Source organism: Nonomuraea sp. NPDC052634, from assembly GCF_040678535.1.
Lineage (GTDB): Bacteria > Actinomycetota > Actinomycetes > Streptosporangiales > Streptosporangiaceae > Nonomuraea > Nonomuraea fastidiosa.
Genome location: NZ_JBFATY010000021.1, coordinates 26,264 through 49,538 on the forward strand (window position 1 = coordinate 26,264; position 23,275 = coordinate 49,538).

Here is a 23,275-nt window from a genome sequence, read left to right on the forward strand (position 1 = left end):
CCGCTCATCGGGCCGGTCTCATGGCTCCGGCCACTCGGTGTCGTCCGGCTCCCAGATGGGACGCAGCGGACGGGTGTCGACCTCACCGTCCGGCCTGCCCGGCGCCGCGTTCGCCAGCCGTGTGATCGCCACGACGCGCCCGTCACGGCTCTGCGCACCGGTGGCCTGGACGCCCGGCAGGAACGAGCCGGGCGGCGTCCCGGGAACCGGCGTGGGAGACAGCAGCGCCACCACCTGCGGGCCCGGCGACGGCTCGGGCCGCGAGCGTTCTTCCGGCAAGGTCTCGCCGGCATCGGCGGTGTTGAGAGCGGCGTTGAGAACGGAAGCGTTCATCAGACACCTCCTCGTCACCCCGTACGTGCTCCAACCGGAGGATGCTGCCTGACACGTCCCATTGTAGGAAGCCCGGTTGCGTCAAGCCGGATCTCACTGTTGAGTACGGGTGCACCGGGAGCCGAGGCGAGGGAGCCGCCGATGTACCCCGACCCGACGATGGCACGCATCGGCGAGGGTGTGGAGCTGCACCACCAGCGCGGGCAGCGGGAGGCCGCCCGCGAGCTGTTCGCCCGCATCTGGGATGACATCGGCGGCGAGCGGGGCGACCCGCTGCACGTGTGCGTGCTCGCCCACTCCATGGCCGACGTGCAGGACGATGTACGCGAAGAGCTGACCTGGGACCTGCGGGCGCTGGCGGCGGCCGATCGGATCACCGATGAGCGGGTGGCCGAGGCGGGCGTGCCGCTCTCGGTGGCGGGCCTGTATCCGTCGCTGCACCTCAACCTGGCCGAGTGCTACCGCAAGCTGGGCGATCTCGGCAGTGCCCGCGAGCACCTGCGGCGGGCGCGGGAGGAGATCGGCGTACTCGCCGACGACGACTATGGCCGTCTCATCAGGGGCGGTCTGGAACGGCTCGCCGAGCAGCTGGGCGAGGCCCCTTAAGACCTGACGTTTCCGGATGAATGCCCGCCCGTCCGGGTACGAGTAGTCGGCATCGGGTGAAACGTCTGGGAGGTCGACCGTGAACAGGCCGGCGCACTGGTTCTCCGATGCGCTGTTCCCGCATGGCACGAACAAGCACGGCCCCCTGCCGGCGCTGCTCGTCATGCTGATGGTCTCCTCCGGCCTCGTCGACGCCGTCACCTTCCTCGGCCTGAACCACGTCTTCGTCGCCAACATGACCGGCAACGTCGTCTTCTCCGGCTTCGCGATCTCCGGCTCGCCCCGGCACCAGCTCTGGGCGCACCTGCTGGCCCTGGCGGCCTTCGCCGCCGGGGCGTGGAGCGAGGGCCGCGTGGCCAGAAAGATCGCAGAACCCCGGCGCCGGTTGTTCCACCTCACGGCCACGCACGCGATCCTGGTAGCGGCGGCGCTGGCCGTGGTCCTGCTGACAGGTGAGCGGGGCCCCGGCCCGCAGGCGGCGCTGATCGTGCTGCTCGGCTACGGCATGGGCATGCAGAACGCCGTCGCGCTCCGCATGGCGGTGCCCGACCTGGTCAACATCACGGTCGTCACGAGCATCGTCACCCGGCTGGTGTCGGAGAAGGCCGAGCACGCGTGGCGGCGCCGGGCGTGCGCGGTCGCCGCCCTGTTCGCCGGCGCGCTCGTGGGCACCGGGCTCTACCTGGCCGCCGGCATGGCCGCGCCGCTGGCGGCGGACTTCGTCCTGCTCGCCCTCATCGCGTACGTGGCCCGCGACCTCATGCCGCGCCCGGTGCAGCGGTAGCGGCTTCAGGCGGGTTCTTCCAGCTTGCGGGCGATGGCCTCCAGCGCGGCCAGGTCCTCGCGGGAGAGCCGGTCGATCACGTGGCGGCGCACCGACTCCAGGTGGGCGGGGGCGGCGTCCTCGAGCGTGCGCAGGCCGTGCTCGGTGAGCACGAGAAAGCAGCCGCGGCCGTCGTCGGGATCGGGCTCGCGGCGTACCAGGCCGCGCTCCTCCATGCGGGTGGCGTGCCGTGAGAGGCGGCTGCGCGACCAGCCCATCTTGGCGGCCTGATCGCGCAGCGTCGCGGAGTGGCCCGGCCGTTCCGACAGTGTGCTGAGCACCTCGTAGTCGGGGTCGGACAGGCCGATCGCGGCCAGGTCCGCCGCGGTGCGTGACTGGATCGCGATCATCATGCGGCGCAGGGCGCGCCAGGCGCGCTCCTCGTCGGTGTCGAGCCAGCGCACCGTCTCGCCGGACCGTTTCGTTGACATGTAAACAAGATAGCAGCTAGCGTTCGTTTACGTGTCAATGACTTCCCTGCGGATTCTCGTGATCACGTGCAGCACCCGTCCCGGCGCACTTGGCCCGGTCGTGACCCGGTGGCTGACCGGCGCCCTCGCCGAACGGGCGGCGCAGCTCGGCGCCGAGCTCGTACCCGTCGCCCTGAGCGACCTTGACCTGCCGTTCCTCGACGAAGAGGAGCCGCCCGCCGGCGGCCGCTACCGCAACGAGCACACCCGGCGGTGGAGCGCCATGGTGGACGCCGCCGACGGCTTCATCGCGGTCACCCCCGAGTACAACTACGGCATGCCGGCCGCGTTCAAGAACGCCCTCGACTACCTGAGCAGGGAGTGGGCGTGGAAGCCGATGGGCTTCGTCAGCTACGGCAACACCTCGGCCGGCACCCGGTCGGTCCAGCACGCCAAGCAGGTCGTCACCACGCTGCGGCTGGTGCCGCTGGGCGCGACGGTCGCCCTGCGCATCGGGGACGCCGTCGAGGGCGGGAGCCTGCGCCCGGACCCCGCCCGCGATCGGGCCGCCGCCGGGATGCTGGACGAGCTGGTCCGCCTGGCCCACGCCCTGCGGCCGATGCGCGAGCGCCTGCGCCCCGATGCCGTGCCCGCGCCGCTGCCCGGCGCGTACGTCAGGCCGCTGACCCCGGACGACGCCCCGGACGTCCTGGTGTTGCAGCGCTGCTGCTGGGTGGATGAGGCGCTGGCCAACGACACCCTGGACATCACGGCCCTGGGGGAGTCGCTGGAGGACGTACGCGCCTGGCTGGCGGCCTGGCAGGCGCTCGGCCTGTGGCGGGACGGCCGGCTGCTCGGCATGGTGCGGACGCGCCGCGTCGGCGACGACTGGCACGTGGGCCGCCTCGCCGTCGTCCCCGACCTGCGCGGCCAGGGCGCAGGACGCCACCTCCTGCACGAGGCCGAGTCCGCCGCCGAGCCGGGCTGCCGCCGCATCGTGCTGTCCACCGGCGCGCGCAGCGCCCGCAACCTCCGCCTCTACCAGGCCCAGGGCTACCGGGTGGAGTCGTCGGACGGTCTTTCGACGGTCCTGGCCAAAGCCGTTTCCGCGTATGCCGGTGACGAGCCGGCGATGGCGAGCTGACCTGCCGCGACACCGATGTTCGAGGCTGCCGGCCCGGAGTGGCTGCAGAACATACCGAAAACATACCGGTCATCCGTAACGTTCCTTGCGTTCATCGCCACAACCGACGAATCACGGCAGAGGGGGCTACGAATGACGTGTTTCAGCCTGCGTGGAGAAGGCCAGAAGAGGTGCCGGCGCCTCGATCAGCAGGACCTCGTGCTGCTTCCGCTGAGCCGGGCGGCGTGCCCGGGAAGGTGATCGCGCGCCCGGAGCCGTACCAGGTCGCCCCAGGTCAGGTCCTGGTCCGGCACCGGCTCGCCGCCCCGCGTGACCAGGCGCAGGCGCACGGCAACGGTGGCGGCGGCTTCCGGCAGTTCGCCGATCGCGGCCACGAGGTCGGCTCCGTGGCGGCGGACGAGGTCGATGCGCTCGGCGTGCGTGGTGGAGGCGATGAGCGCGGCGATCGCGTTCGCGTCCATGGCGGGGCGGTTGTCGATCGTGACGGGCAGGTTCGCGTGCAGCCGGCGGGCGGCGGTGGCGAGCATGCGGTCGCTCAGCGCTATGTGGCTCAGCGTCCAGTCGGCCTCGGGTGTCGGCTCGCCGATCGCCCGCGCGGCGGCGATCAGGTCGGTGTAGGCGGCTTCCAGTGCTGTGGTGTCCATGGCGTTCCTTCGAGTCAGGCGGGGATCGGGCGGCGGCGCTGTACGCGGGCCAGCGCGGCCGGCAGCACCAGGCAGAGCAGGGCGACGGCGGCGGCGAACCACTGCACGGCCGCGAGCAGGCCGGTGACCGTGGCGAGCAGGCCGACGCCGATCACCGGCAGCCCGACACCGAGGTAGACGACCACGTAGAAGCCGGACAGCACCTCGGCGTGCCGGTCGCGCGGGGCGGCCTGGCTGACGGCGGTGAGGCCGCCGAGGAACACCAGGCCCTGCCCGACGCCGCCGACCACGGTGGCGGCCAGCAGCAGGGGCGGCGACGAGACGGCCCCGGCCAGCGCCAGCAGGACGAGCCCGGCGGCCAGGAGCGGAAGTCCGGCCCGCTCCAGGCGCCGGGCCGGCCTGCCGTACCCGGCGAGCTGGGCGAGCGCGGAGCACAGCAGCATCAGCGCGACGGCCGCGCCGCTCAGGAACAGGTTGCGGCTGCCCGAGAGCGTCGCGACGTACGCGGGGACGAGCGAGAGGAAGAGGCCGACCACGGCGAAGGCGAGGAAGGCCGCCGTCCCGCTGGTCGCGAACACCGGCCGGACCTCGGCGGGCACCTCCGGGCGGCGGGGCCGCCAGCGGCTCGTCGCCTCCGCCTTGGGCAGCGCCAGGATCACGGCCGCCGCGGGGACCAGCAGCGCGATCTCCAGCACGTACGGCAGGACGTGCGGGGCCGGGGCGTACTCGGCCAGCAGCCCCGCCAGCACGGGCCCGAGCCCGAGCCCGGCTGCGGCGGCCACGGTGGACACCAGCGCGGCCCTGCGGCGGTCGCCGGTGGGTTCGAGCTCGGCGAGCACGGCGGTCAGCGCCCCCGACGCCGTGCCGAGCGCGATGCCCTGCAAAACGCGGGCGGCGAACAGCCACGCGGTGCTCTCGGCCAGCGCGAACGCCAGCGACCCCAGCGCCGCCACGCCCACCGCCGGCAGGAGCACCGTGCGGCGGCCCACGGTGTCCGCCAGCGGCCCGGCCACCAGCAGGGACGGGATCAGCACGGCGGCGTACACGGCGAAGATCAGCGTCACCACCAGCGGCGAGAAGCCGAAGCGCTCCTCATAGCCGCGATACAGCGGCGTGGGCAGATTCGTGCCGGTCAGCAGGACCAGCATCGCGTACGCGGTGCCCCAGAACTTCCAGCGGGCACGGCGATCCACGGACATGGGTCCTCCAGTGACAGGTTATGTTCGGGTTCGCCGAACATAACACATGTTCATGAATCCTGAACATGGTTGGTAGGCTGGACCCATGGCCAGCAGGACCGCCACCGCACTCGTCCACCCCGACCGCGCCGACCTGGAGTTCACCACCGTGCTCGCCGCCCTGAGCGACCCGGTGCGGCTGGCCATCGTCGCCCGGCTCGCCGACGTGTGGCCCGACGGAGAGCTGGCGTGTACGACGTTCGCGCTGCCGGTCAGCAAGTCCACCCAGAGCGGCCACTTCAAGGTGCTGCGCGAGGCCGGCGTGATCCGGCAGCGGGACGAGGGCACCCGCAGGCTCAACAGCCTGCGCCGCGACGACCTCGACGCCCGCTTCCCCGGCCTGCTCGACATCGCCGTTCCGCAGGGCCGCGCCATCCTCGCGACCTGGTGACCGGGTACGTCCGCGCCGGCTACCGGGTCGCCGCCCGCGCGGAGCGGCAGGACTGGTGGGATGCCGGGCTCACCGTGCCCCGGCTGGTGTCGCTGAGCGACTGCATGGTGGAGCTGGTGGCCTCGGACTCCGCAGGCTGGGACCACTGGTTCGCCGACCCGGAGGAGGCCGAGAGCGCCAGGCGGCGGGCGGGTCCCGGATGGCACGTGCTCGGGGTCGGGTTCGCCGCCGCCGACCTGCCCGAGCTGCTGGCCGACATGGCCGACGGCGCGAAGGCGGCGGGCGACACCCTCCCGGAACGGCTGGAGCGGCGCGAGCCGTTCCCCGGCCCCGGCGAGCGGCGGCTGGGGTTCGAGCCGGTCGGCTACGGCGGCGGGATCTGGCACTCCTGGACCTGCATCGGCGGCCTCGTCACCGACGTCGCCCGAGCCACCCGCATCCGGCCCGGCTCCGGCGGGCTGATCCTCGACGAGCAGCAGGCGCGCAGGGCCGCGCAATGGCTCACCGCCTCGGGGCTCGGGGAGCCCAAGGTGTACTTCTGGTCGGCCGCGCTGGTCACCGCACCGATCCCGGCGGGTTGAGCTCAGAGGACGCGCCGGCGCGAGTTCAGGAGGCGCGGCGGCGGGATCGGGCCGAACCCGACGGCACGAGTTCAGGAGGCGCGGCGGCGCGACCGGGCCAGCGCGAGACCGCCGAGAAGCATGGCGATCGGGCCGACCACCAGGTCCACGAAGCCGCCGACGATGCCGTACCCGGTGCCGGGACCGCCCTCGGCGGCGGCCACGACCAGCCCGCCGATGACCGCGGCACCCAGCCCCGCGGCCAGGGCGACGATGGCACCCCTCCTCGTGGAACGGACGAGGGCCAGGCCCCCGATGACGATGCCGGCAACGCCCAGCACCCCGCCCACCACCGACCAGAGGCGACCGGTGGTCAGGTCGTACGCACCGACAGGCTGGGCCAGAACCTGCGCGGCGGCTGCGCTCAGCGCGTGCGAAATGAACATGGTGATCCTTTCGGTCGATCGGGTTCGTTGTGATCAGCCGCTCAGCTCGACGCGGCGGCCCGGTTCCGAGCCAGGCCGCCGAGGAAGGCGCCGGCCAGGCCGAGCGCGAGGGCCACGGCCGCCCCGAAAACGCCGTTACCGGTGCCGAGACCGCCATCGGCGACGGCCAGCTTCACCGCGCCGTTGACCCCGCCGATCAGCCCCAGCGTCAGGGCCGCGACGGACAGCCTTCTGCCACCGGTGCCGGGACGGCGGGCGGAGCGCAGTGCCAGCCAGCCGGTGATCGCGCCGGCCAGCGCCACCAGGGCGGCCACGCTCGCCCAGACGCGCGCGGGAGTGCCGATGAAGGTGTCGATCCCCTGGCCCGCGCATTCCGCGGGCGACGTACAGACCGGCGATGCGAGTGCGAGCAGGAGGGACATCGGACGTCCTTTCGGTCGGGTGGCGGGTGCCCGCGAGCGTTCTGCGGGCTTCACGTGATCGAGCGTCGCGCCGATGAGGGGGCCGCCGCCTCGGGCAGCGGACGGCGGCCGGTACGCAATCGCGCGTACACATCCGCTCCCTCGGTACGCCCGCCGACGTAGACGGGCCGGGACTGCGGGCTGAGGCGGTCCTGCCTGCGGCGATCGTAGGATCTCGGCATGGAACACCGCGTGCCGTCGCTGCGCCTGCCGGTTGCGGTGCAGGACGCGTTGCTCGCGCTCTTCATCGCCGTCATGCAGGTCCAGGGCACGATCGTGCGCAACGCCGGCGAGGTCGTGCAGCGCCCGCTCGACGGCCTCGCGTACGCCCTGCTCATCGTGAGCGGCCTGGCCGTCGCCGTGCGCCGCCGCTGGCCGGTGCCGGTGTTCGCCGTGGCCGCGCTCGCCAGTGCGGCGTACTACGTCCTCGGCTACCCCGACGGGTCCGGCTGGCTCGGGCTCTTCATCGCCCTCTACACGGTCGCCGCTTACGGCGACGGACGCCGCTCGCTGCTGATCGCCGGTGGAGGCATGGCCGTGCTCTCCGCCTGCTGGCTGGTCGCCGCGGCCGACATCGAGCCGCGCGCGGCGATCGGCTGGGTGTACTTCAGGATCGGCGCGTCGGTGATGAGCGTCGCGCTCGGCGAGTCCGTACGGACCAGGCAGGTCATCGCCGCCGAGGCCCAGCGCCGCGCCGAGCTGGCCGAACGCACCCGCGAAGAGGAGGCCAGGGCGCGCGTCGACGCCGAACGGCTGCGGATCGCCCGCGAGGTCCACGACACCGTCGCGCACGCCATAGCCATCATCAACGTCCAGTCAGGGGTGACCGCGCACGTCCTCGACAAGCGGCCCGACGTGGCGCGCGAGGCGCTGCGCACCATCGAACAGACCAGCTCCCGCGCGCTGCACGAGATGCGGGCCATCCTCGGCGTGCTGCGCGGCGACGACGAGGAGGGGCGGGTGCCGTACCCGGGGCTTGACCAGATCGGCGAGCTGGCGGCCAAGGCCCGTGACGCCGGGCTGGACATCACGATCGAGGAGGACCCGCCGGTCGCGCCGCTGCCCAGCGCGGTCGGCGGCGCCGCGTACCGGATCGTCCAGGAGTCGATCACGAACGTGGTCCGCCACGTCGGCCCCACCCGGGTGACGGTGGCGCTGCGTTCCGGGCCGGACGCGTTGGAGATCCGCGTGACCGACGAGGGCCGCCGTGAGGCTCCCGTCCAGGAGGCGTACTCCGAGCCCGGTCGCGGGATCATCGGCATGCGCGAGCGCTGCCTGCTGCTCGGCGGGGAGTTCGACGCCGGTCCGAGGCCGGGCGGCGGGTTCGAGGTCAGAGCACGGCTGCCGCTCGCGCCGACGGGAGCGCGCCTGTGACCATCAAGGTGCTGATCGCCGACGACGAGGGCCTCGTACGGTCCGGGTTCAAGGTCCTGCTCGACCTCGAGGACGACATCACGGTGGTGGGGGAGGCCACCACCGGTGCGGAGGCCGTCGAACGTGCCCGCGCCACCCGTCCCGACGTCGTGCTCATGGACATCCGCATGCCCAAGGTGGACGGCATCCAGGCCACCGCCGAGATCGCCGGGACGCGCGGGCTGGAAGAGGTCCGCGTGCTCATCCTCACCACGTACGACACCGACGAGTACGTCTTCGACGCCCTGCAGGCCGGGGCCAGCGGCTTCCTGCTCAAGGACGCCGGACCGGCCGAGCTGCTGCACGCCATCCGGGTGATCGCCGCGGGGGAGGCGCTGCTCGCGCCGCGCATCACGCGCCGCCTCATCGGCCACTTCGCCGCGAGCCGGGCCGCCGCCAAGGCCGCCGAGGACCGGCTGGCGGTGCTGACCGAGCGCGAGCGCGAGGTGCTGGCGCTGGTGGGGGAGGGGCTGAGCAACCAGGAGATCGGCGCCCGGCTGTTCCTCAGCCCGGCCACCGCGCGTACGCACGTCAGCCGGGCGATGACCAAGCTGGGCGCCCGCGATCGCGCGCAGCTCGTCGTGATCGCCTACCAGACCGGCCTGGTCAGCCCGTAAGCACCTGTCAAGGATCCTTGACAGGCGTGCATGGTGTGTCAAGGATCCTTGACACCATGAGCGACTTGGATCGAGCGCTTCGAACGTTGCGCGACACCTTGGACGAGCTGATCCGCGACGACCCCATCGCGGCGATGCGGGCCGCGGCGCAGGCCGAAGCCCTCGCGCGCGACGCCGCACAGCGCGCCGTCGCGGCGGCCTGCATCACGGCGCAGGCGTCGTGGACGGACGTCGGCGCCGCCTTCGGCGTCAGCAGGCAGGCCGCCCACCAGCGCTTCGCCCGCCACGTCCGGTCGGCCCGCCGATGATCCGGTCCCGCGCCCGGGTGGCTCGCCGATGGTCGGGTCCCAGGCGCTGGCTCTGCTCAGCGCCGTCGGCACCCTCGCCTTTCTCGCCGCCGCTCTAACGCTTCACGGACTGCAGCCGGAGCTGGATCCGGTCAGCGTGACGGTCAGCGAGTACGTGCTCGGCTCTGGCGGGTGGCCGTTCACCGTGGGATGCGCGGCCTGGGGGCTGGATTCGCTCGCGCTGGCCGCACTCCTGGCCGGAACCGGCCGGTCGCGTACCAGTACTGCGCCGCCGGCCGGCGCCGGTCGGCGGCGTGCCGGTGCCAGGTTGCCGGCCGGCGGCGGTCAGTCACGTGCCGGGATCGCGCTGCTGGTGGCGTGGGCGGTCGGTATTCTGCTGGTCGCGATCTTTCCGACCGACCCGATCGACCGGGCGAGCCACGTCAAGACGCCCCTGACCCGGGAGATCCGCGAGGCCGTCGAGCGGACCTGGGGCGTCACAGGCGATGGCGAGCGGCTGCACGGCGGGGAGGAGTCGGCGGCCTACCGCCTCGACGGGCACGTCATCCGCATCGGCCCGGCCGGGCGCGCCGCCGCCGAGCTGGAATGGTGCCACGCGATCGCCCGCCACGCCGCCGCCGGGCTCCCCGAGGCCGTCGCGCCGCTGCCGACCTCCGAGGGGACGACGGTCATCGTCGTGGCGGGCCGCCCGATCTCGTGCCGGCCGTACGTCGAGGGCGAATGGCCGGACGCCGACGTCCCCGCCCAGCGCGACGCCGGGGCCCGCCTGCTCGCCAGGCTGCACAGAGCCCTGGCCGACGTACGTCCCGGCCCGCGCCCGGTGCCCGCCTTCCAGGAGTCCGGCCTGTACGGCGACCCGCCCCGGGACGCCGCCGAGCTGCGCGACCCCGACCTGGACCGCTGGCTCGCCGGCTTCCGCGCCCGCCACCCCACCCGCCACCCCCTGCACGGCGACTACTACACCGGCAACACCCTGGCCAGGGACGGCCGGCTCGTGGCGGTGCTGGACTGGGACGAGGCGTTCGTCGGCGCCCCCGAGCTGGAGCTGGGCGCCGCCGCTCTGGAGTGGGGCGACGACGTGGCCGGGCCGAGCAGGGAGTTCGTGGCCGCCTACCACGAGGCGGGCGGCACGGCGCGGCCGCTGGATGAGGAGTCGCCGGCCCAGCTCGTACGGCACAAGCTCCGCAGGGAGTACGCCTACTTCCACAAGGCCGTCCAGGCGGGCGTGCGGCACGACGAGGAGGACCTGGAATATCACCGCATCCGCGTCGAGCTGTTCCACCGCCTCAGCCCCTGACCAGCGCTCAGGCGTTCCCGGGGCACGGGGCGCCGGCCGTCTCTGAGACGCGGGGCTGCAGGCGGCTCTGGAACGCGGCGGTGTCAAGCGTCCTTCAGGCCGGAACGTGACGCGTCCTGAAGACGCCGTGCGGTCAGGCGTTCTTCGGGCGTGGCGCGGTGATGCGGCGGACGGCTTCGAGGAGCGCGGCGCGATGCTCGCGGAGCCGTCCGGCCGAGCGGGGATCGTCGCCCGCGACCGCCGCCAGCGCGGGTGGGGCGTCGAGCCAGCTCTCGGTCAGGCGCAGCACCATGGCGAACAGGTCCACCGCGGGCAGGCGGTCGTCGATGCGGCCCTCGCGCTGCGCGGCGGCGACCGCCTCCACCTTCGCGCGGTAGCCCTCGATCTCGGCCTCGCCGGGCTCGCCCTGCTCGAAGCGGCGCCAGGCGGCGAGCCTGGCGGTCTGCGGGTGGGCGAGCATGTAGTCGAATCGGGCGCCGGCGTACGCGACGAGGTCGCCGTCGATGAGCGGCGTCTCGCGGGCCAGCTCGCCGATCTGGCGCCGCAGCACGGCGTCGAACAGCTGCTCCTTGTCGCCGAAGTAGACGTACAGCAGGCGTTTGTTGGCGCCGGCCCGCTCGGCGATACGGTCGATGCGGGCGCCGGCCAGGCCGTGCTCGGCGAACTCGGTGGTGGCCGCGGCGAGCAGCAGCTCCTTGGTGGCGGCGCTGTCGCGGGGGCGTGAAGATCGCGAGGCGTTCGTGGCCATGCGGATCACTCTAGCGCAAGTAACTAACTTTTGATTTACGTCGTGAGCGCCAGCCGGCCGGCCCGGGCGTCTTCTGCTCGCCCAAGGAGCCCGACGCGGCCATCGTCGTGCCGCGCGAGGTGGTCGAGCTGGGCATCACCGCCTACGCCGCGTTCTTCCCGCTCGGCGGCTTCACCCCGCTGCGGACGCTGAGCGACGTCGCCGCCCGCCTCGGCGCCTCGCCGCAGCAGGTGGCGCTGGCGTCGCTGCTGCGCAGCCGGGCGTACTGCTGCATACGGCTGATGGACATGCCGGTCTCGCGCAGCCGGATCAGGAACTCCAGCCAGCCGAGGTCGGAGGCCGCGTAGCTGCGATGGCCGTGGGGAGTGCGCGCGACCCGTTCGATCAGCCCGGCCCGTTCGTAATAGCGCAGTGTGTCGGCGGAGAGGCCGGTACGTGCGGCGACCTGGGTGATCGTGAGGGCCGGCGGCTCCTGCTTGAGTGCATGTCCGTCGCTCATGGGACGAACGCTAGGTGTTGGAGTGCACTCCACGTCAAACGGCGGAGAAGGTGTGCAGCAGGAACCGGATGCGGGTGGTGAGCTCGTCGGCCGTACGGACGAACGCCGCATGACCGCCCTCGCCGGCCGGGTCCGGCAGGCTCCAGTGCGTCACCTCCGGGGCCCCCGGGAACTCGGGGCACACCTCGCGCACCCGGTCGCACAGGGTGATCACCCGGTCGAAGCGCCGGCCGGCGAGCTCGTCGAGGTGCTTGGGGCGGTGGCCGGTCATGTCGAGCCCGCGTTCGTGCATGACGCGGACGGCGTCGGGGTGCAGCGGTTTGGGCGCGCTGCCCGCGCTGGCGACCTCGACCCGTGGGCCGCCGAGATGGCGCAGGATCGCCTCGGCCATCTGCGACCTGGAGCTGTTGCCGGTGCACAGGAACAGCACCCGGACGGGCGGCGGCGCGGCCGAGCCGTCCGGCGGCGGGGGCGGCGCGGCCGGGATCATGCGCAGGCCCGGGTGCAGCGCCGCCCCGGCCCGTACGAGCAGGTCGCGGCAGGCGGCGAGGTCGAGGCTGTAGTACGTGTCGCGCTTGTCGGCCGAGCTGCGCCGCATGGTCACCAGCCCGCCCGCGCGCAGCCGGCCGAGATGGTACGACGTCAGGCCCTGCGTCTGGCCGACCAGCGCCGTCAGCTCGCGGACCTGCCGGTCGCCGCGCGCCAGCTCGCTCAGCAGCCGCCACCGCACCGGGTGGCCGGTCAGGCGCAGGAAGTCCGGCGGCGGGGGAGTGTCACTCATCGTATGTCTCAACATACATCAAAATGATTCGATCAGTCAGAGAAGGGAGTGCGCCAGGCCGATCGCGGCGCCGCCCGCGATGAGCCAGGCGTTGTTCAGCCGGGTACGCCACAGCAGCACCAGACTGATCAACGCGATGGCGGCGGTCGGCAGGTCGATGAGCGCGGTGCGCGCGAGCTCGTGGGACACCCCGGCCATGAGCGCCAGCGCGGTGGCGTTGACGCCGTCGAGCAGCGCGGACGTCCACCGTGATGCGCGCAGCCTGCTCGTGATCCTGGTGAGCAGGCCGACGAAGACGAACGACGGCAGGAAGATCGCCACGGTCGCGAGGAACGCGCCGGCCGGCCCGGCGACGAGGTAGCCGACGAACGTGGCCGTGGTGAAGACCGGACCCGGCGTCACCTGGCCGACCGAGACGGCGTCGGTGAGCTGCTGCGAGGTGATCCAGCCGAGCCGCTCGACGAAGTCGCCCTGCAGGAAGGCCAGCAGAACGTAGCCGCTGCCGTACAGCACCGAGCCGATCTTCAGCATGGTGAGGAAGAGCTGGGCGAGCTGGCCCCCGGCCGGGTCGGGGAACGTGGGCGCGCCGCCGAGCGCGAGCACGGGCGCGGCGAGCAGCCCCTGCAGGCCCTCGCGCGAGCGCGGCAGGTGCGCGGCGGCGGCCAGCAGCGCGCCGGCCGCGAGGATCAGCAGCTCGTTGACGCCCAGCAGGTACGCCGCCAGCGCCGCGACCGACACCGCACCCAGCCACCAGGACTTGATCACGGTCTTCAGCAGGCCGAACAGGGCGTGGGCGATGATGGCGATCACCACGGGGACGACGCCGTACAGGATGCCCTCGACCGCCGGGGTGCCGCCGTAGGTGACGTACGCCCAGGCCAGCGCGGTGACGATGAGCGCGGCGGGCAGGATGAAGCACGCCCCCGCCAGGATCAGGCCACGCCTGCCCGCCCGGTCGTGGCCCAGATGGATGGCCAGCTCGGTGGAGTTGGGGCCGGGGATCAGGTTGGTGGCGCCCATGAGGTCGGCGAAGCGCTCGTCGGTCACCCAGCCGCGGCGGCGTACGAGCTCATCGCGCATCATCGCGGTGTGCGCGGCCGGGCCGCCGAAGGCGATCGTGCCCAGCTTCAGGAAGAGCAGGGCCACCTCCCCGGCCCGCCCCGTCCGGTCCCCGCCGGAGTGCTCGTCCACCCCTGCCCGTCCTTCCCTTGCATCGGCGCTTGCTAGTACATCAAACCAGATTGATGTACTGTCTCAACCGGCGGCCCCGGCCGGGCGCCGCCCCACCGCGTCGGACCCTCGTCAGGAGGCACCGTCATGGCCGCACCCGAGCAGTACGCCGGCGTCCGCTACCTCGTCGACGACGTCCAGGCGGCCGTCGACTTCTACACGACCCATCTCGGCTTCACCGTCCGCATCGCGGTCGTGCCCGCGTTCGCCGACGTCGTACGCGGGCCGCTGCGGCTCCTGCTGTCCGGGCCGTCCAGCTCCGGCGCCCGCGCCACCCCGGAAGGCACCCCGGCGGGGCGCAACCGCATCCACCTCGTCTGTGACGACCTCGACGCCGAGATCAAGCGGCTGCGCGAGGGCGGCGTGCCGTTCCGCAGTGAGGTCGTCTCGGGTCCCGGCGGGCGGCAGATCCTGCTCGCCGACCCGTCGGGCAACCTCGTCGAGCTGTTCGAGCCCCGCTGACCCGCCGCCTCGCCGGTCCGTCGGCCCTCCGCCCCGCTTCGGCCTGCCCGACCGCCCTCCCGATCGCCGTCGCGGTCGCGTCCTTACGCTGTCCTCATGGACCAGCGACTGAGTGACGACCTCGCCGACCTGCCCGTCCTGCTGCACGAGGCGCGCGAGCGCGCCGCCCGGTTCCTGGCAGGGGTGGGGGAGCGGCCGGTCGGGCCGCCGCCTGCGCCGCGCGAGCCCGTCGCGCTGCCCGAGCGCGGCCAGGGGACGCGGGGCGCGCTGGAGGCGTTCGAACGCCGCTGGGAGCCCGGCCTCTCGGCCAGCCCCGGCCCCCGCTACCTGGGCTTCGTCACCGGCGGCAGCACGCCCGCCGCGCTCGCCGGCGACTGGCTGACCAGCGCCTACGACCAGAACGCGGCGAGCGGCGGCGACTCCTCGGCCGCCGACCTCGAACGCGAGACCGTCACCTGGCTGCGCGACCTGCTCGGGTTGCCCGCCGAGCAGGAGGGGGCGTTCGTCAGCGGCGCCACCATGTCCAACGCCACCGGCCTGGCCATCGCCCGCGAGTGGATCGGCGAGCGGCGCGGCGTCTCGGTGGCCGAGCAGGGCCTGGCCGCGCTCGGTCCGGTGCGGGTGCTGTCCGGCACGCCGCACTCCAGCGTCGGCAAGGCGCTGTCGGTGCTCGGGCTCGGCAGGTCGGCGCTGCGGCGGGTCGGCGCGCTGCCCGGCAGGGAGGCGGTGGACGTCGAACGGCTTGAAGCGGCGCTGCGCGAGCTGGACGGCGAGCCCGCCATCGTGGTCGCCAACGCCGGCACGGTCAACACCGCCGACTTCGACGACCTGCGGGCGGTCGCCGCGCTGCGGGAGCGGTATCCGTTCTGGCTCCACGTGGACGCCGCGTTCGGCGCGTTCGCGGCGCTCTCGCCCGAGCACGCCCACCTGGTCGACGGGCTGGGCGCGGCCGACTCGATCTGCCTCGACCTGCACAAGTGGCTGAACGTCCCCTACGACAGCGCGGTGCAGTTCACCCGCCGCCGCGACCTGCAGGCGCGCGTTTTTCGGAACTCCGCCGCCTACCTCGGCCCGCTCGGCGACCGGCCCGACTACCTGCACCTGACGCCGGAGAACTCCCGCCGGCTGCGGGCGCTGCCCGCCTGGTTCACGCTGGCCGCGTACGGGCGGGAGGGGCACGCGGAGATCGTCCGGCGGGACATCGCGCTCGCCGCCCGGCTCGGCGAACGGCTGGCCGCCATGCCCGCCTACCGGCTGCTCGCCCCGGTCCGGCTGAACGTCGTCTGCTTCACGCTCGCCTCCGCCCCGGAGCGCATCGCGGAGGTGGCGCGCGCGGTCGCCGAAACCGGCGAGGCGCTGCTCACCACCACCGAGTACGCGGGCGTCCCCGCGCTGCGGGCGGCGTTCTCCAACTGGCGGACGACCGAGGCCGACGTGGACCGCGTGGCCAAGGCCCTGGAACGCGCGGCGGGCTGACCGCTCGGACGTGAGCGGACTGGGCCCGAGCAGGTATCAGCTCGGGCGGAGGCGACCTCGCGCCAGGACGGGGACCCGGCTCAAGCGGGGCCGGCCTGGCTCAGGCCGGGGCGGCTTCCGTTCGTGCTTGAGCGGCTTCGGCCAGCGGAGTGAACAGCGCCCCCAGCTTGCTCACCGTCTCGGGCGCGATCCGGTAGTAGACCCAGGTGCCGCGCCGCTCACCATCGATGAGCCCGGCGGTGCGCAGCACCTTGAGGTGGTGCGAGATCGTCGGCGCTGTCAGATCGAAGGCGCCGGTGAGATCGCACACGCACGCCTCGCCGCCCGGATGGCAGCCGATCATCGACAGCAGACGCAGCCGTACGGGGTCGGCGACGGCCTTGAGCAGGACCGCGGCCTCGGCGGCCGCACCCTCCGAGATCGGCTCGCGGGTGATGGGCGCGCAGCACGCGGTCATGGCTCCCCCCTCTGTTTCGATGACGGTCTAAATGATAGGAGACGCGGCGGCGTGAACGCGGGCCCGCAACCGCAGGATCACCATGGCCACCACCGCAGCCGCCAGCGACCCGGTCAGCACCGCGACCTTCACCTGCTCGGCCCCGGCCGCGCCGAAGGCCAGCTCCCCGATCAGCAGCGACACGGTGAACCCGATGCCGGACAGCACGGCGAGCCCCGCCATGTCGATCCAGCCGAGCCCTTCGTCCAGCGTGGCACGGGTGAAGCGGGACACCAGCCACGTCGCGCCCAGGATGCCGAGCGGCTTGCCGACCAGCAGGCCGGCCAGAATGCCGAGGGCGATCGGCTCGGTCAGCGTGTCCGCGAGCCCGGAGAGCCCGCCGAGCGACACCCCGGCGGAGAAGAACGCGAAGACCGGCACGGCGACGCCCGCCGATATCGGCCGGAAGCGGTGCTCGAAATGCTCGGCGGGCCCGGTCGCCTCGGCTCCGTCACGTGCCGCGACGGGGACGGTCAGCGCCAGCAGCACCCCGGCCACGGTGGCGTGCACCCCCGAGGCGTGCACCAGCGCCCACGTGGCGAACGCCGCCGGCAGCAGCAGCCACCAGGCCCGCACCCCGCGCCGTACCAGCAGCGCGAAGACCGCCAGCGGCACCAGGGCCGCGAGCAGCGGCAGCACCGCGAGGTGCGAGGTGTAGAAGAGGGCGATGACCACGATGGCGATCAGGTCGTCCACCACGGCCAGCGTCAGCAGGAACGTCCGCAGCGCCTCCGGCAGGGAACGCCCGATCACGGCCAGCACCGCGAGCGCGAACGCGATGTCGGTGGCGGTCGGGATGGCCCAGCCCTGAGCGCCGCCCGCGCCGCCGGCGATCGCCAGGTAGACCAGCGCGGGCAGCAGCACGCCGCCGAAGGCGGCGGCCACCGGCACCGCGGCCCGCCGCGCGTCGCGCAGGTCGCCCGCGACGAACTCGCGTTTCAGCTCCAGCCCCGCCACGAAGAAGAAGATCGCCAGCAGCCCGTCGGCGGCCCAGGTGGCCAGGTCGAGCCGCAGGTGCAGCGCGGCGGGGCCCACCTCGAACGCGCGCAGCTCCTCGTAGGTTCGCGCCCACGGAGAGTTGGCCAGGACGAGCGCCGCGAGGGCGGCCACCAGCAGCAGCGCGCCGCCGATGGTCTCCTTGCGGAGGATGGCGGCGATGCGACGGGCTTCGGGCCAGGTGCTGCGGTCGAGCAGTTTGCGGGCAGGGCGGGATGACGTGGTCGGGGTGCCGGGCATGAAACTCCGCTCGTGGCAGGGGACAGGTCGGACAATCGCCGACCAGGCTTCCCGGCACACCACCCAAGAACCTACCAAAGCGCGCAAAACGTAAACATCAGGTCGGCTCCCGGGCGAGCACGCCCGCCGGTGAACCGGCCGCTGCCCCGGCCACCGCGCGCGAGCGAGCCTGAGACGCCTCCGGCCCGCGCCGATCCACCCGGGCCGCAGCACCGGGCAGCCGGTGACCACCGCGCGCGAGCCTCGGCCGCGTCCGGCCCGCGCCGATCCACCCCGGGCCGCGGCACCGGCCGTGGTCACCGGCTGCCCGGTGCGGGGATCGCCCAGATCCGCCCGCGCCGGGCCTTTCTCCACCCCTCCCTGATCAGCCCGAGGCGAGCAGCGACGTGTAGGCGATCGAGTGCTGCTGGCCGGACATGAAGGAGACGAACCGCCGGACGAACGCGCTGCGCGAACAGCCGTCGCCGCCGCCCTCGAGGTCGCGGTGGAAGGCCGTGCGGAACAGAGCGCGGTACTCCTCGGCATCGATCGTCTCGTCGTCGGTGTCGGTGACGTCGAACAGCACGTCGGCGATCTTGATGAGGCCGGTGCCGGGCAGGCGGGCCGCCGCTGCGGCGTACTCGTCGCGGGTGATCCGGCCGTCGCCGTCGCTGTCGAGCGCCGCCTGCAGCTCGCTCCACCACGCCGCGTACGCCTGGAACAGCCGCTCCTCGTCCCGCTCGCCCAGGTCGAGCCGGGTGGCGATCTCGCGCGCCATGGCGGCGAGGTCGGGCCAGCGCAGGCAGCCGTCGCCGGTCTGATCGAGGACTTCGGTGAAGAACCGGTCGGCCGACCTGGTCGCCTGGGAGCCGCCGTCGTCGCCGGCCGGGGTGAGCAGCCGGACGAGCGCGGCGGCCTTGCCCGCCTGCCGCCGGAGCGTCTCCCACGGCCCGTCGTGGGAGGGGTCGAGCAGCCCCATGAGGAAGTCGACCCGCGTCCAGCTCTGCGGCAGGTGCCGGGTGGCGAGCGCGGCCCCGAGGTAGGTGGTCTGCATGAGCGTGCGGGCCCCGGGCAGGTCGGGCAGCGCGACACGGCGGCTGAACGCCTCGGGCAGCGACGCGATGGTGATCGCGGTGGCCAGCGGGCTCGCCACGGCCCGGCCCGCCGCCCAGATCGCCGGATGGCCGCGCAGCACGGGAGGCGCGGGCATGCCGGTGAACAGGCGGTAGAGGATGACGCCCACCGCTTCGTTGTTCTCCAGGACGTGCTCGACCACGTGATCGTAGTAGGGCCAGAACTCCCGCAGCGTCGCGGGCAGGTGGTCGGCGGTGCCGTCGATCAGCGCGAGGAACGTGCGGTGCTCGTCGTAGAGCCGCCGCATCGCATCGGCGTCGAGCGCGTCGCCGCTCAGCCTGCACATCGTCACCGTCGAGTCGAACAGGGTGGCCACCACCCAGGCGCGCGCGTCGCGGTCGGAGGCGTCGTAGGGGCGGCCCTGAGCGTCGGTGCCGGCGATGCGGGCGTGCAGGCGGTTGATCCTGGCCGCCTCGCGGTCGCGTACGCGCGGGTCGGGGTCGAGCAGCCGCCGCGCGCTCATCGCGGTGTTGCGCAGCCGCCGCCACGGATGGGTGAGGAACGTGGAGTTCTCCATCAGCGCGGCGCCGATCTGCGGATGGGCGGCCTCCAGCAGGGTGGCCCTGAGCACCGCGAGGCCCCAGCGCGCCTCGTGGACCAGGGGGCGCAGCAGGGAGTCTGGGCCGAAGACGTCGGCGTCCCGCCGCGTGGAGGTGTGGCTCATCGCGGGTCCTTTCCTGTCATGGTGGCGGGGCGGACGTCGCCGAAGCGGCGCCGGCGGCGCATGTAGACGTCGAGGCACTCGGAGAAGTGGGCGGCGCGGAAGTCGGGCCAGAGCACCTGGGGGAAGACCCACTCGGCGTAGGCCACCTGCCAGAGCATGAAGTTGGAGATGCGCTGCTCGCCGGAGGTGCGGATGACGAGATCGACGTCGGGGGTGTCGGGGTAGGGCAGGTGCGCGGCGAAGCTCGCCTCGGTGACCTCGTCGGCGGGCGTCGCGGACCTGATCAGCGAACGGGCTGCCTGCACGATGTCGCGGCGGCCGCCGTGGTCGAAGGCGACGGTCAGCGTCATGCTCCTGTTGTCGCGGGTGAGCGTCATCAGGTCGGCGATGTCGGCCACCAGCGGGGCCGGGATGCGCGGATCTGTCATGCCGAGGAACCGGCAGCGGATGCCGCGCGCGTGCAGCGCCGGCGCGTGCTTGCGGATGGCGCGGCGGACGAGCCGCATCAGCGTGTCGATCTCACCGGCGGGCCGCCGCCAGTTCTCCGTGGAGAACGCGTACAGGCTGAGCCAGCCGACACCGGCGGCGCGGGCCGCCTCGATGACGTCCATCACGGCCGCCTCGGCGGCCTCGTGACCGGCGGTGCGCGGCAGCGAACGCTGCTCGGCCCAGCGGCCGTTCCCATCCATCACGCACGTCACGTGACGCGGCACACCCATGACCACCCCTATAGCCGAACGTTACCTCGCCAATACTGTATGTGTTCGGCGGGGGTCCGGCATATCCTCGATCCCGGCCGGGAAGGTGGTATCGGCGAGTCCTGGCCGCCGTGCCGCGCAACCGAGCAGGGAAGCCGGCCCCGCTCATTCGGTACGCAGCGCGCCGGCGATGGTGAGCCGGGCCGCCCGCCGGGCGGGCAGGAACGCGCCCAGCACCGCGATCGCCACGCCCGCCACCAGCAGCGCGGCCAGCGCCGCGACCCGCCACACGTCGAGCAGCATCGCGGGCGCGCCCAGCCCGGCCGCATCCAGCATGGCCAGCACGACGACCCGATGCGAGGCCACACCGATCGGCAGGCCGGCCAGGCCGCCCACGACGCCCAGCAGTGCCATGGACGTCACCGTCATCAGCGTCACCTGGCGCGGCGTCATCCCGATCGACTTCAGCATGGCCAGGTCGCGGCGGCGCTCGCGGGTGGTGAGCACGACGGTGTTGAAGACACCCAGCGTCGCCACCGTGCCCAGCAGCACGGTGAACAGGGCCGCCGCGCCGATGACGGCCACGCTGTGCTGATCGGCCTGCGACTTCGCCCGCGGATACAGGCCGGGCTCGGCCGCCTTGACCGCGGCGTTGAACCGCTCGACGTCGGTGCCGGGGGCGAGCCCCACCTCGTACTGGGTGGCGCGGCCCGCGGGGTCGAGCGCGGTCAGCGTGGACCAGCTCGCGATGATCAGGTCGTCGGCGGCGTCCATGACCTCGCCCACGATCGTGGCCTGGGTGCGGGCGCCGCCGAGCGCGAGCGTGAGCCGGTCGCCGACGCGCAGCCCGAAGCGCCTCATGAACGCCGAGGGCGCGGCGACCTCGCCCGGTCCGGCTACGTAGCGGCCCGCCACCACCACGTCGCCCCGGCTCGCGGCGTCGCCGCGCAGGAACTGGGCCATGCTGCGGCTGGTCAGGCCGGGGAGCCGCACGTCGATCCAGGCGTTGGCGGTGACGTGGCGGACGCCGGGCCGGGAGCGCAGCAGCGCCTCGATGGCGGCGTCGTCCAGCGTGGGCCTGACCTGGCCGGGGCGTCCGACATGGACGATGGAGTGGACGCGGCCGACGCGCTGCGCGGTGTCGCCGTACGCGGTCATCGTCTGGAACAGCCCGGTGGCGAGCGTCACGGCCGCCACCCCGAGCACGATCGCGGCCAGCGTCATCGCCGAACGGCCCGGACGGGCGAACGGCAGGCCCAGGCCCAGGCTCACCGGCCGGGGCAGCCGGCTGCCGGACAGCAGGCGCTGGACCGCCTGCCCGCGTCCCGGCCTGGGCGCGCTGCCGGCGCGGATGGTCTCGGCGGCCGGCAGCCGGTGGGCGCGGGAGGCGGGCACGAGCGCGGCCAGCACGACCACGGCCGGCACGCCGAGCAGCGCTGCTACGTACACCGGCCAGCCGATGCCGAGCCCGATGGCCGCGCCGATCCCGGCGAACACGAGGTCAAGCAGCTTCTGCGAGACCAGCGCCCCGAGCACCGTTCCGGCGAGGCATCCGGCGAACGCCGGCAGCAGCACCATCATCAGGAAGCCGGCCATGACCTGGTCGGGGGTGAACCCCAGGGATTTGAGCACGCCGATCTGCCGCTGCCCGGCGACGACCGCGCCGCTGATGACGTTGGCCACGATCAGCACCGCCACCAGCAGCCCCAGCAGGCCGAACCCCGCCAGGAACGGCAGGTACGCCTCGGCCGCGCGCGAGACGTCCCGCTTGACCGTGAGATACGACTGCGTGCCGAGCACACCGGACGGCGGCAGCCCCGCGGTGACGGCCGCCGTGGCCGCGCGCACCTCGGCCGCCGTCTCCGCCGCGACGAACCGGTACAGCATCTGGGCGGACGCGGGCTTCATCGCCTCCATCTGCGCGGGCGCGACCCACGCCTCGGCCGTCCTGGTGACGCTGGAGGCCAGGCCGACGACGGTGAAGCGCAGCCCCTCGACGGTCTGGACGGCGGCGCCGACGAGGTCGCCGAAGACCGGATCGACCGGCCGGTTCACCACGATCTCGCCGGGCCGCTCGGCCCACCGGCCCGCCCACAGCTCGACCCGGTCCACCGGGCCGCCCGGCCCCGGACGTCCGACCACCGTGAGCGGTCCAGGCGGCAGGCTCTGCCGGGTGTCCGCGACCGTTACCACGCTCTGCCCGTACGGCCCCGCCGCCGCCTCGACCCCCGGCCTGCGCGCCGTCTCCGCGAGCAGTGCGTCGGAGACCGCCGCCCGGTCGAAGGTCGCCACGACGTGCGGCCCGCGCTGCGCGGCGAACGTCCGGTCGAACGGCCCCGACGACGCCTCCAGCAGGCCGAGCGCCACCACGATCGCCACCGTGGAGCACAGCACCACCACGGCCAGGATCGCGCTCTGCAACCTGCGCCGCCGCACCGCCGCAAGCGCGATGCCCCAGACCGCGCTCACCGGGACGACTCCAGCGTCCGCTCGGCGGTGACCCTGCCGTCGGCCAGCTCGACCACCCGGCTCGCGCACCGCTCGGCCAGCCGTTCGTCATGGGTCACCAGCAGCAGGGTCTGGCCGATCTGGTGCAGGTCGAGCAGCAGGTCCATGACCTGCTCGCCGGAGTGGCTGTCCAGCGCGCCGGTCGGCTCGTCGGCCAGCAGCACGGCCGGGCGGTTCATCAGGGCGCGCGCCACGGCCACCCGCTGGCGCTCGCCGCCGCTCAGCACCGCCGGATACATCCGGGCCCGGCCCGCGATGCCCAGCTCGTCCAGCAGGTCGAGCGCCCGCCGCCGCGCCTGGGCGGCGGTCGTGCCGGTGAGCTGGGCGGCCAGCGCCACGTTGTCCAGCGCGGACAGGTCGTCGATCAGGTTGAAGAACTGGAAGATCATGCCGACCCGGCGGCGCCGGAACAGCGCCAGGCCGGTCTCGTTCATGGCGCCCAGGTCCTCGCCGTGCACGACGACCCGGCCCGAGCTGGGCCGGTCGAGCCCGGCGATAAGGTTGAGCAGCGTCGACTTGCCGCAGCCGGACGGTCCCATCACCGCGACCGCCTCACCGGCGCGGATCTCCAGCGAGACGCCGTCCAGCGCCACCGTCTCGCCGTAGTGCTTGCGTACCTGGTCGAGTTCTACGACGACCTCGCGTCCGGCTGTCATGGCAGGAGGCTACAAAC

The 23,275-nt window shown here is 73.5% G+C and carries 28 protein-coding genes; 11 read left to right on the forward strand and 17 right to left on the reverse strand.

Features of this window, described 5'->3' with window-relative positions; genetic code table 11:
- Positions 1–18: 18 nt before the first annotated feature.
- A complete protein-coding gene (locus AB0K67_RS39950) occupies positions 19–333 on the reverse strand; it encodes a hypothetical protein (RefSeq protein ID WP_364070705.1) in 315 nt (104 codons plus the stop codon).
- Between the two features lie 141 nt (positions 334–474).
- Here AB0K67_RS39950 and AB0K67_RS39955 point away from each other — a divergent pair, with 141 nt between their 5' ends.
- Together AB0K67_RS39955 and AB0K67_RS39960 are read left to right on the forward strand one after the other, a co-directional pair.
- Positions 475–939 carry a hypothetical protein gene (locus AB0K67_RS39955; RefSeq protein ID WP_364070707.1) on the forward strand — a complete coding sequence of 155 codons (465 nt, stop codon included), beginning with the start codon at positions 475–477 and terminating at the stop codon, positions 937–939.
- Positions 940–1,018: 79 nt separating this feature from the next.
- On the forward strand, positions 1,019–1,723 hold the full coding sequence (locus AB0K67_RS39960) for a YoaK family protein (RefSeq protein WP_364070710.1): 705 nt from the start codon (positions 1,019–1,021) through the stop codon (positions 1,721–1,723).
- A 5-nt stretch (positions 1,724–1,728) separates the two neighbouring features.
- On the opposite strand, the gene AB0K67_RS39965 is transcribed toward AB0K67_RS39960, so the two are convergent.
- A complete protein-coding gene (locus tag AB0K67_RS39965) occupies positions 1,729–2,193 on the reverse strand; it encodes a MarR family transcriptional regulator (RefSeq protein ID WP_364070712.1) in 465 nt (154 codons plus the stop codon).
- Positions 2,194–2,230: 37 nt separating this feature from the next.
- Here AB0K67_RS39965 and AB0K67_RS39970 point away from each other — a divergent pair, with 37 nt between their 5' ends.
- The gene (locus tag AB0K67_RS39970; protein WP_364070797.1) at positions 2,231–3,316 is read left to right on the forward strand and encodes a bifunctional NAD(P)H-dependent oxidoreductase/GNAT family N-acetyltransferase; all 1,086 of its coding nucleotides are present in this window, start codon (positions 2,231–2,233) and stop codon (positions 3,314–3,316) included.
- Positions 3,317–3,501: 185 nt separating this feature from the next.
- Here AB0K67_RS39970 and AB0K67_RS39975 read toward each other — a convergent pair whose 3' ends face one another.
- A complete protein-coding gene (locus tag AB0K67_RS39975) occupies positions 3,502–3,960 on the reverse strand; it encodes a hypothetical protein (RefSeq protein ID WP_364070714.1) in 459 nt (152 codons plus the stop codon).
- Positions 3,961–3,974: 14 nt separating this feature from the next.
- Positions 3,975–5,159 carry an MFS transporter gene (locus tag AB0K67_RS39980; protein WP_364070717.1) on the reverse strand — a complete coding sequence of 395 codons (1,185 nt, stop codon included), beginning with the start codon at positions 5,157–5,159 and terminating at the stop codon, positions 3,975–3,977.
- An 85-nt stretch (positions 5,160–5,244) separates the two neighbouring features.
- Between AB0K67_RS39980 and AB0K67_RS39985 the strand changes: the two genes are divergently transcribed.
- Together AB0K67_RS39985 and AB0K67_RS39990 are read left to right on the forward strand one after the other, a co-directional pair.
- On the forward strand, positions 5,245–5,589 hold the full coding sequence (locus AB0K67_RS39985; RefSeq protein ID WP_364070719.1) for a helix-turn-helix domain-containing protein: 345 nt from the start codon (positions 5,245–5,247) through the stop codon (positions 5,587–5,589).
- Positions 5,586–6,170 carry a hypothetical protein gene (locus AB0K67_RS39990; protein ID WP_364070721.1) on the forward strand — a complete coding sequence of 195 codons (585 nt, stop codon included), beginning with the start codon at positions 5,586–5,588 and terminating at the stop codon, positions 6,168–6,170. The genes AB0K67_RS39985 and AB0K67_RS39990 overlap by 4 nt, the downstream gene beginning before the upstream one ends.
- A gap of 71 nt (positions 6,171–6,241) precedes the next feature.
- Here the strand turns inward: AB0K67_RS39990 and AB0K67_RS39995 are convergent, their stop codons facing one another.
- Genes AB0K67_RS39995 through AB0K67_RS40005 form a run of 3 tightly spaced genes read right to left on the reverse strand, consistent with a single transcriptional unit; the run spans position 6,242 to position 7,238 of the window.
- Positions 6,242–6,595, reverse strand: coding sequence for a DUF6223 family protein (locus AB0K67_RS39995; protein WP_364070722.1), 354 nt, complete (start codon positions 6,593–6,595; stop codon positions 6,242–6,244).
- Between the two features lie 41 nt (positions 6,596–6,636).
- Complete coding sequence (locus AB0K67_RS40000; protein WP_364070724.1) at positions 6,637–7,017, reverse strand: DUF6223 family protein; 381 nt, start codon at positions 7,015–7,017, stop codon at positions 6,637–6,639.
- Between the two features lie 50 nt (positions 7,018–7,067).
- A complete protein-coding gene (locus tag AB0K67_RS40005; protein ID WP_364070727.1) occupies positions 7,068–7,238 on the reverse strand; it encodes a hypothetical protein in 171 nt (56 codons plus the stop codon).
- Here AB0K67_RS40005 and AB0K67_RS40010 point away from each other — a divergent pair.
- From AB0K67_RS40010 to AB0K67_RS40025, 4 genes are read left to right on the forward strand one after another with little or no spacing between them, the layout of a single operon-like run.
- Positions 7,237–8,430 carry a sensor histidine kinase gene (locus AB0K67_RS40010; RefSeq protein WP_364070729.1) on the forward strand — a complete coding sequence of 398 codons (1,194 nt, stop codon included), beginning with the start codon at positions 7,237–7,239 and terminating at the stop codon, positions 8,428–8,430. The genes AB0K67_RS40005 and AB0K67_RS40010 overlap by 2 nt on opposite strands.
- Complete coding sequence (locus AB0K67_RS40015) at positions 8,427–9,086, forward strand: response regulator transcription factor (protein WP_364070731.1); 660 nt, start codon at positions 8,427–8,429, stop codon at positions 9,084–9,086. Before AB0K67_RS40010 ends, AB0K67_RS40015 begins: the two co-directional genes overlap by 4 nt.
- 56 nt (positions 9,087–9,142) lie before the next feature.
- Positions 9,143–9,394 carry a hypothetical protein gene (locus AB0K67_RS40020; RefSeq protein ID WP_364070734.1) on the forward strand — a complete coding sequence of 84 codons (252 nt, stop codon included), beginning with the start codon at positions 9,143–9,145 and terminating at the stop codon, positions 9,392–9,394.
- 28 nt (positions 9,395–9,422) lie between these two features.
- Complete coding sequence (locus tag AB0K67_RS40025) at positions 9,423–10,691, forward strand: phosphotransferase (protein ID WP_364070736.1); 1,269 nt, start codon at positions 9,423–9,425, stop codon at positions 10,689–10,691.
- Positions 10,692–10,824: 133 nt separating this feature from the next.
- Here AB0K67_RS40025 and AB0K67_RS40030 read toward each other — a convergent pair whose 3' ends face one another.
- From AB0K67_RS40030 to chrA, 4 genes are all read right to left on the reverse strand, one after another.
- Positions 10,825–11,439, reverse strand: a complete 615-nt coding sequence (locus AB0K67_RS40030) for a TetR family transcriptional regulator (protein WP_364070738.1) — start codon at positions 11,437–11,439, stop codon at positions 10,825–10,827.
- Positions 11,440–11,581: 142 nt separating this feature from the next.
- Entirely contained in the window at positions 11,582–11,938 is a 357-nt protein-coding gene (locus AB0K67_RS40035; protein WP_364070740.1) for a MerR family transcriptional regulator, read from the reverse strand.
- Positions 11,939–11,972: 34 nt separating this feature from the next.
- On the reverse strand, positions 11,973–12,719 hold the full coding sequence (locus tag AB0K67_RS40040) for a MarR family transcriptional regulator (RefSeq protein ID WP_364070743.1): 747 nt from the start codon (positions 12,717–12,719) through the stop codon (positions 11,973–11,975).
- A gap of 36 nt (positions 12,720–12,755) precedes the next feature.
- The gene (gene chrA / locus AB0K67_RS40045) at positions 12,756–13,910 is read right to left on the reverse strand and encodes a chromate efflux transporter (protein WP_364070745.1); all 1,155 of its coding nucleotides are present in this window, start codon (positions 13,908–13,910) and stop codon (positions 12,756–12,758) included.
- A gap of 126 nt (positions 13,911–14,036) precedes the next feature.
- On the opposite strand from chrA, the gene AB0K67_RS40050 reads away from it, so the two are divergent.
- Positions 14,037–14,411, forward strand: a complete 375-nt coding sequence (locus AB0K67_RS40050) for a VOC family protein (RefSeq protein ID WP_364070747.1) — start codon at positions 14,037–14,039, stop codon at positions 14,409–14,411.
- 96 nt (positions 14,412–14,507) lie between these two features.
- Positions 14,508–15,887: a pyridoxal-dependent decarboxylase gene (locus AB0K67_RS40055; RefSeq protein ID WP_364070749.1), complete on the forward strand. Its 1,380-nt coding sequence runs from the start codon at positions 14,508–14,510 to the stop codon at positions 15,885–15,887.
- A gap of 100 nt (positions 15,888–15,987) precedes the next feature.
- Here AB0K67_RS40055 and AB0K67_RS40060 read toward each other — a convergent pair whose 3' ends face one another.
- The 6 genes from AB0K67_RS40060 to AB0K67_RS40085 all read right to left on the reverse strand — a co-directional run bounded on the left by AB0K67_RS40060 (position 15,988) and on the right by AB0K67_RS40085 (position 23,258).
- Complete coding sequence (locus AB0K67_RS40060; RefSeq protein WP_364070751.1) at positions 15,988–16,344, reverse strand: metalloregulator ArsR/SmtB family transcription factor; 357 nt, start codon at positions 16,342–16,344, stop codon at positions 15,988–15,990.
- A 27-nt stretch (positions 16,345–16,371) separates the two neighbouring features.
- Positions 16,372–17,619, reverse strand: a complete 1,248-nt coding sequence (nhaA, locus tag AB0K67_RS40065) for a Na+/H+ antiporter NhaA (RefSeq protein ID WP_364070753.1) — start codon at positions 17,617–17,619, stop codon at positions 16,372–16,374.
- A gap of 364 nt (positions 17,620–17,983) precedes the next feature.
- Positions 17,984–19,396 carry an oxygenase MpaB family protein gene (locus AB0K67_RS40070; RefSeq protein WP_364070756.1) on the reverse strand — a complete coding sequence of 471 codons (1,413 nt, stop codon included), beginning with the start codon at positions 19,394–19,396 and terminating at the stop codon, positions 17,984–17,986.
- Complete coding sequence (gene uppS / locus AB0K67_RS40075; RefSeq protein WP_364070759.1) at positions 19,393–20,115, reverse strand: polyprenyl diphosphate synthase; 723 nt, start codon at positions 20,113–20,115, stop codon at positions 19,393–19,395. Before uppS ends, AB0K67_RS40070 begins: the two co-directional genes overlap by 4 nt.
- Before the next feature lie 144 nt (positions 20,116–20,259).
- Positions 20,260–22,563: an FtsX-like permease family protein gene (locus tag AB0K67_RS40080; RefSeq protein ID WP_364070761.1), complete on the reverse strand. Its 2,304-nt coding sequence runs from the start codon at positions 22,561–22,563 to the stop codon at positions 20,260–20,262.
- On the reverse strand, positions 22,560–23,258 hold the full coding sequence (locus tag AB0K67_RS40085) for an ABC transporter ATP-binding protein (RefSeq protein ID WP_364070763.1): 699 nt from the start codon (positions 23,256–23,258) through the stop codon (positions 22,560–22,562). Before AB0K67_RS40085 ends, AB0K67_RS40080 begins: the two co-directional genes overlap by 4 nt.
- Positions 23,259–23,275 lie beyond the last annotated feature (17 nt).

Bases quoted from the DNA above. Each gene is read 5' to 3' on its own strand.
- AB0K67_RS39975 (WP_364070714.1), bottom strand. From the start codon at position 3,960: ATGGACACCACAGCACTGGAAGCCGCCTACACCGACCTGATCGCCGCC.
- AB0K67_RS40000 (WP_364070724.1), bottom strand. From the start codon at position 7,017: ATGTCCCTCCTGCTCGCACTCGCATCGCCGGTCTGTACGTCGCCCGCG.
- AB0K67_RS40035 (WP_364070740.1), bottom strand. From the start codon at position 11,938: ATGAGCGACGGACATGCACTCAAGCAGGAGCCGCCGGCCCTCACGATC.
- AB0K67_RS40055 (WP_364070749.1), top strand. From the start codon at position 14,508: ATGGACCAGCGACTGAGTGACGACCTCGCCGACCTGCCCGTCCTGCTG.
- AB0K67_RS40070 (WP_364070756.1), bottom strand. From the start codon at position 19,396: ATGAGCCACACCTCCACGCGGCGGGACGCCGACGTCTTCGGCCCAGAC.
- AB0K67_RS39965 (WP_364070712.1), bottom strand. From the start codon at position 2,193: ATGTCAACGAAACGGTCCGGCGAGACGGTGCGCTGGCTCGACACCGAC.
- AB0K67_RS40040 (WP_364070743.1), bottom strand. From the start codon at position 12,719: ATGAGTGACACTCCCCCGCCGCCGGACTTCCTGCGCCTGACCGGCCAC.
- AB0K67_RS40030 (WP_364070738.1), bottom strand. From the start codon at position 11,439: ATGGCCACGAACGCCTCGCGATCTTCACGCCCCCGCGACAGCGCCGCC.
- uppS (WP_364070759.1), bottom strand. From the start codon at position 20,115: ATGGGTGTGCCGCGTCACGTGACGTGCGTGATGGATGGGAACGGCCGC.
- AB0K67_RS40010 (WP_364070729.1), top strand. From the start codon at position 7,237: ATGGAACACCGCGTGCCGTCGCTGCGCCTGCCGGTTGCGGTGCAGGAC.
- AB0K67_RS40005 (WP_364070727.1), bottom strand. From the start codon at position 7,238: ATGCCGAGATCCTACGATCGCCGCAGGCAGGACCGCCTCAGCCCGCAG.
- AB0K67_RS40085 (WP_364070763.1), bottom strand. From the start codon at position 23,258: ATGACAGCCGGACGCGAGGTCGTCGTAGAACTCGACCAGGTACGCAAG.
- AB0K67_RS39995 (WP_364070722.1), bottom strand. From the start codon at position 6,595: ATGTTCATTTCGCACGCGCTGAGCGCAGCCGCCGCGCAGGTTCTGGCC.
- AB0K67_RS40060 (WP_364070751.1), bottom strand. From the start codon at position 16,344: ATGACCGCGTGCTGCGCGCCCATCACCCGCGAGCCGATCTCGGAGGGT.
- nhaA (WP_364070753.1), bottom strand. From the start codon at position 17,619: ATGCCCGGCACCCCGACCACGTCATCCCGCCCTGCCCGCAAACTGCTC.
- AB0K67_RS39955 (WP_364070707.1), top strand. From the start codon at position 475: ATGTACCCCGACCCGACGATGGCACGCATCGGCGAGGGTGTGGAGCTG.
- AB0K67_RS39980 (WP_364070717.1), bottom strand. From the start codon at position 5,159: ATGTCCGTGGATCGCCGTGCCCGCTGGAAGTTCTGGGGCACCGCGTAC.
- AB0K67_RS40050 (WP_364070747.1), top strand. From the start codon at position 14,037: ATGGCCGCACCCGAGCAGTACGCCGGCGTCCGCTACCTCGTCGACGAC.
- AB0K67_RS39950 (WP_364070705.1), bottom strand. From the start codon at position 333: ATGAACGCTTCCGTTCTCAACGCCGCTCTCAACACCGCCGATGCCGGC.
- AB0K67_RS39970 (WP_364070797.1), top strand. From the start codon at position 2,231: ATGACTTCCCTGCGGATTCTCGTGATCACGTGCAGCACCCGTCCCGGC.
- AB0K67_RS39985 (WP_364070719.1), top strand. From the start codon at position 5,245: ATGGCCAGCAGGACCGCCACCGCACTCGTCCACCCCGACCGCGCCGAC.
- AB0K67_RS40020 (WP_364070734.1), top strand. From the start codon at position 9,143: ATGAGCGACTTGGATCGAGCGCTTCGAACGTTGCGCGACACCTTGGAC.
- AB0K67_RS40025 (WP_364070736.1), top strand. From the start codon at position 9,423: ATGGTCGGGTCCCAGGCGCTGGCTCTGCTCAGCGCCGTCGGCACCCTC.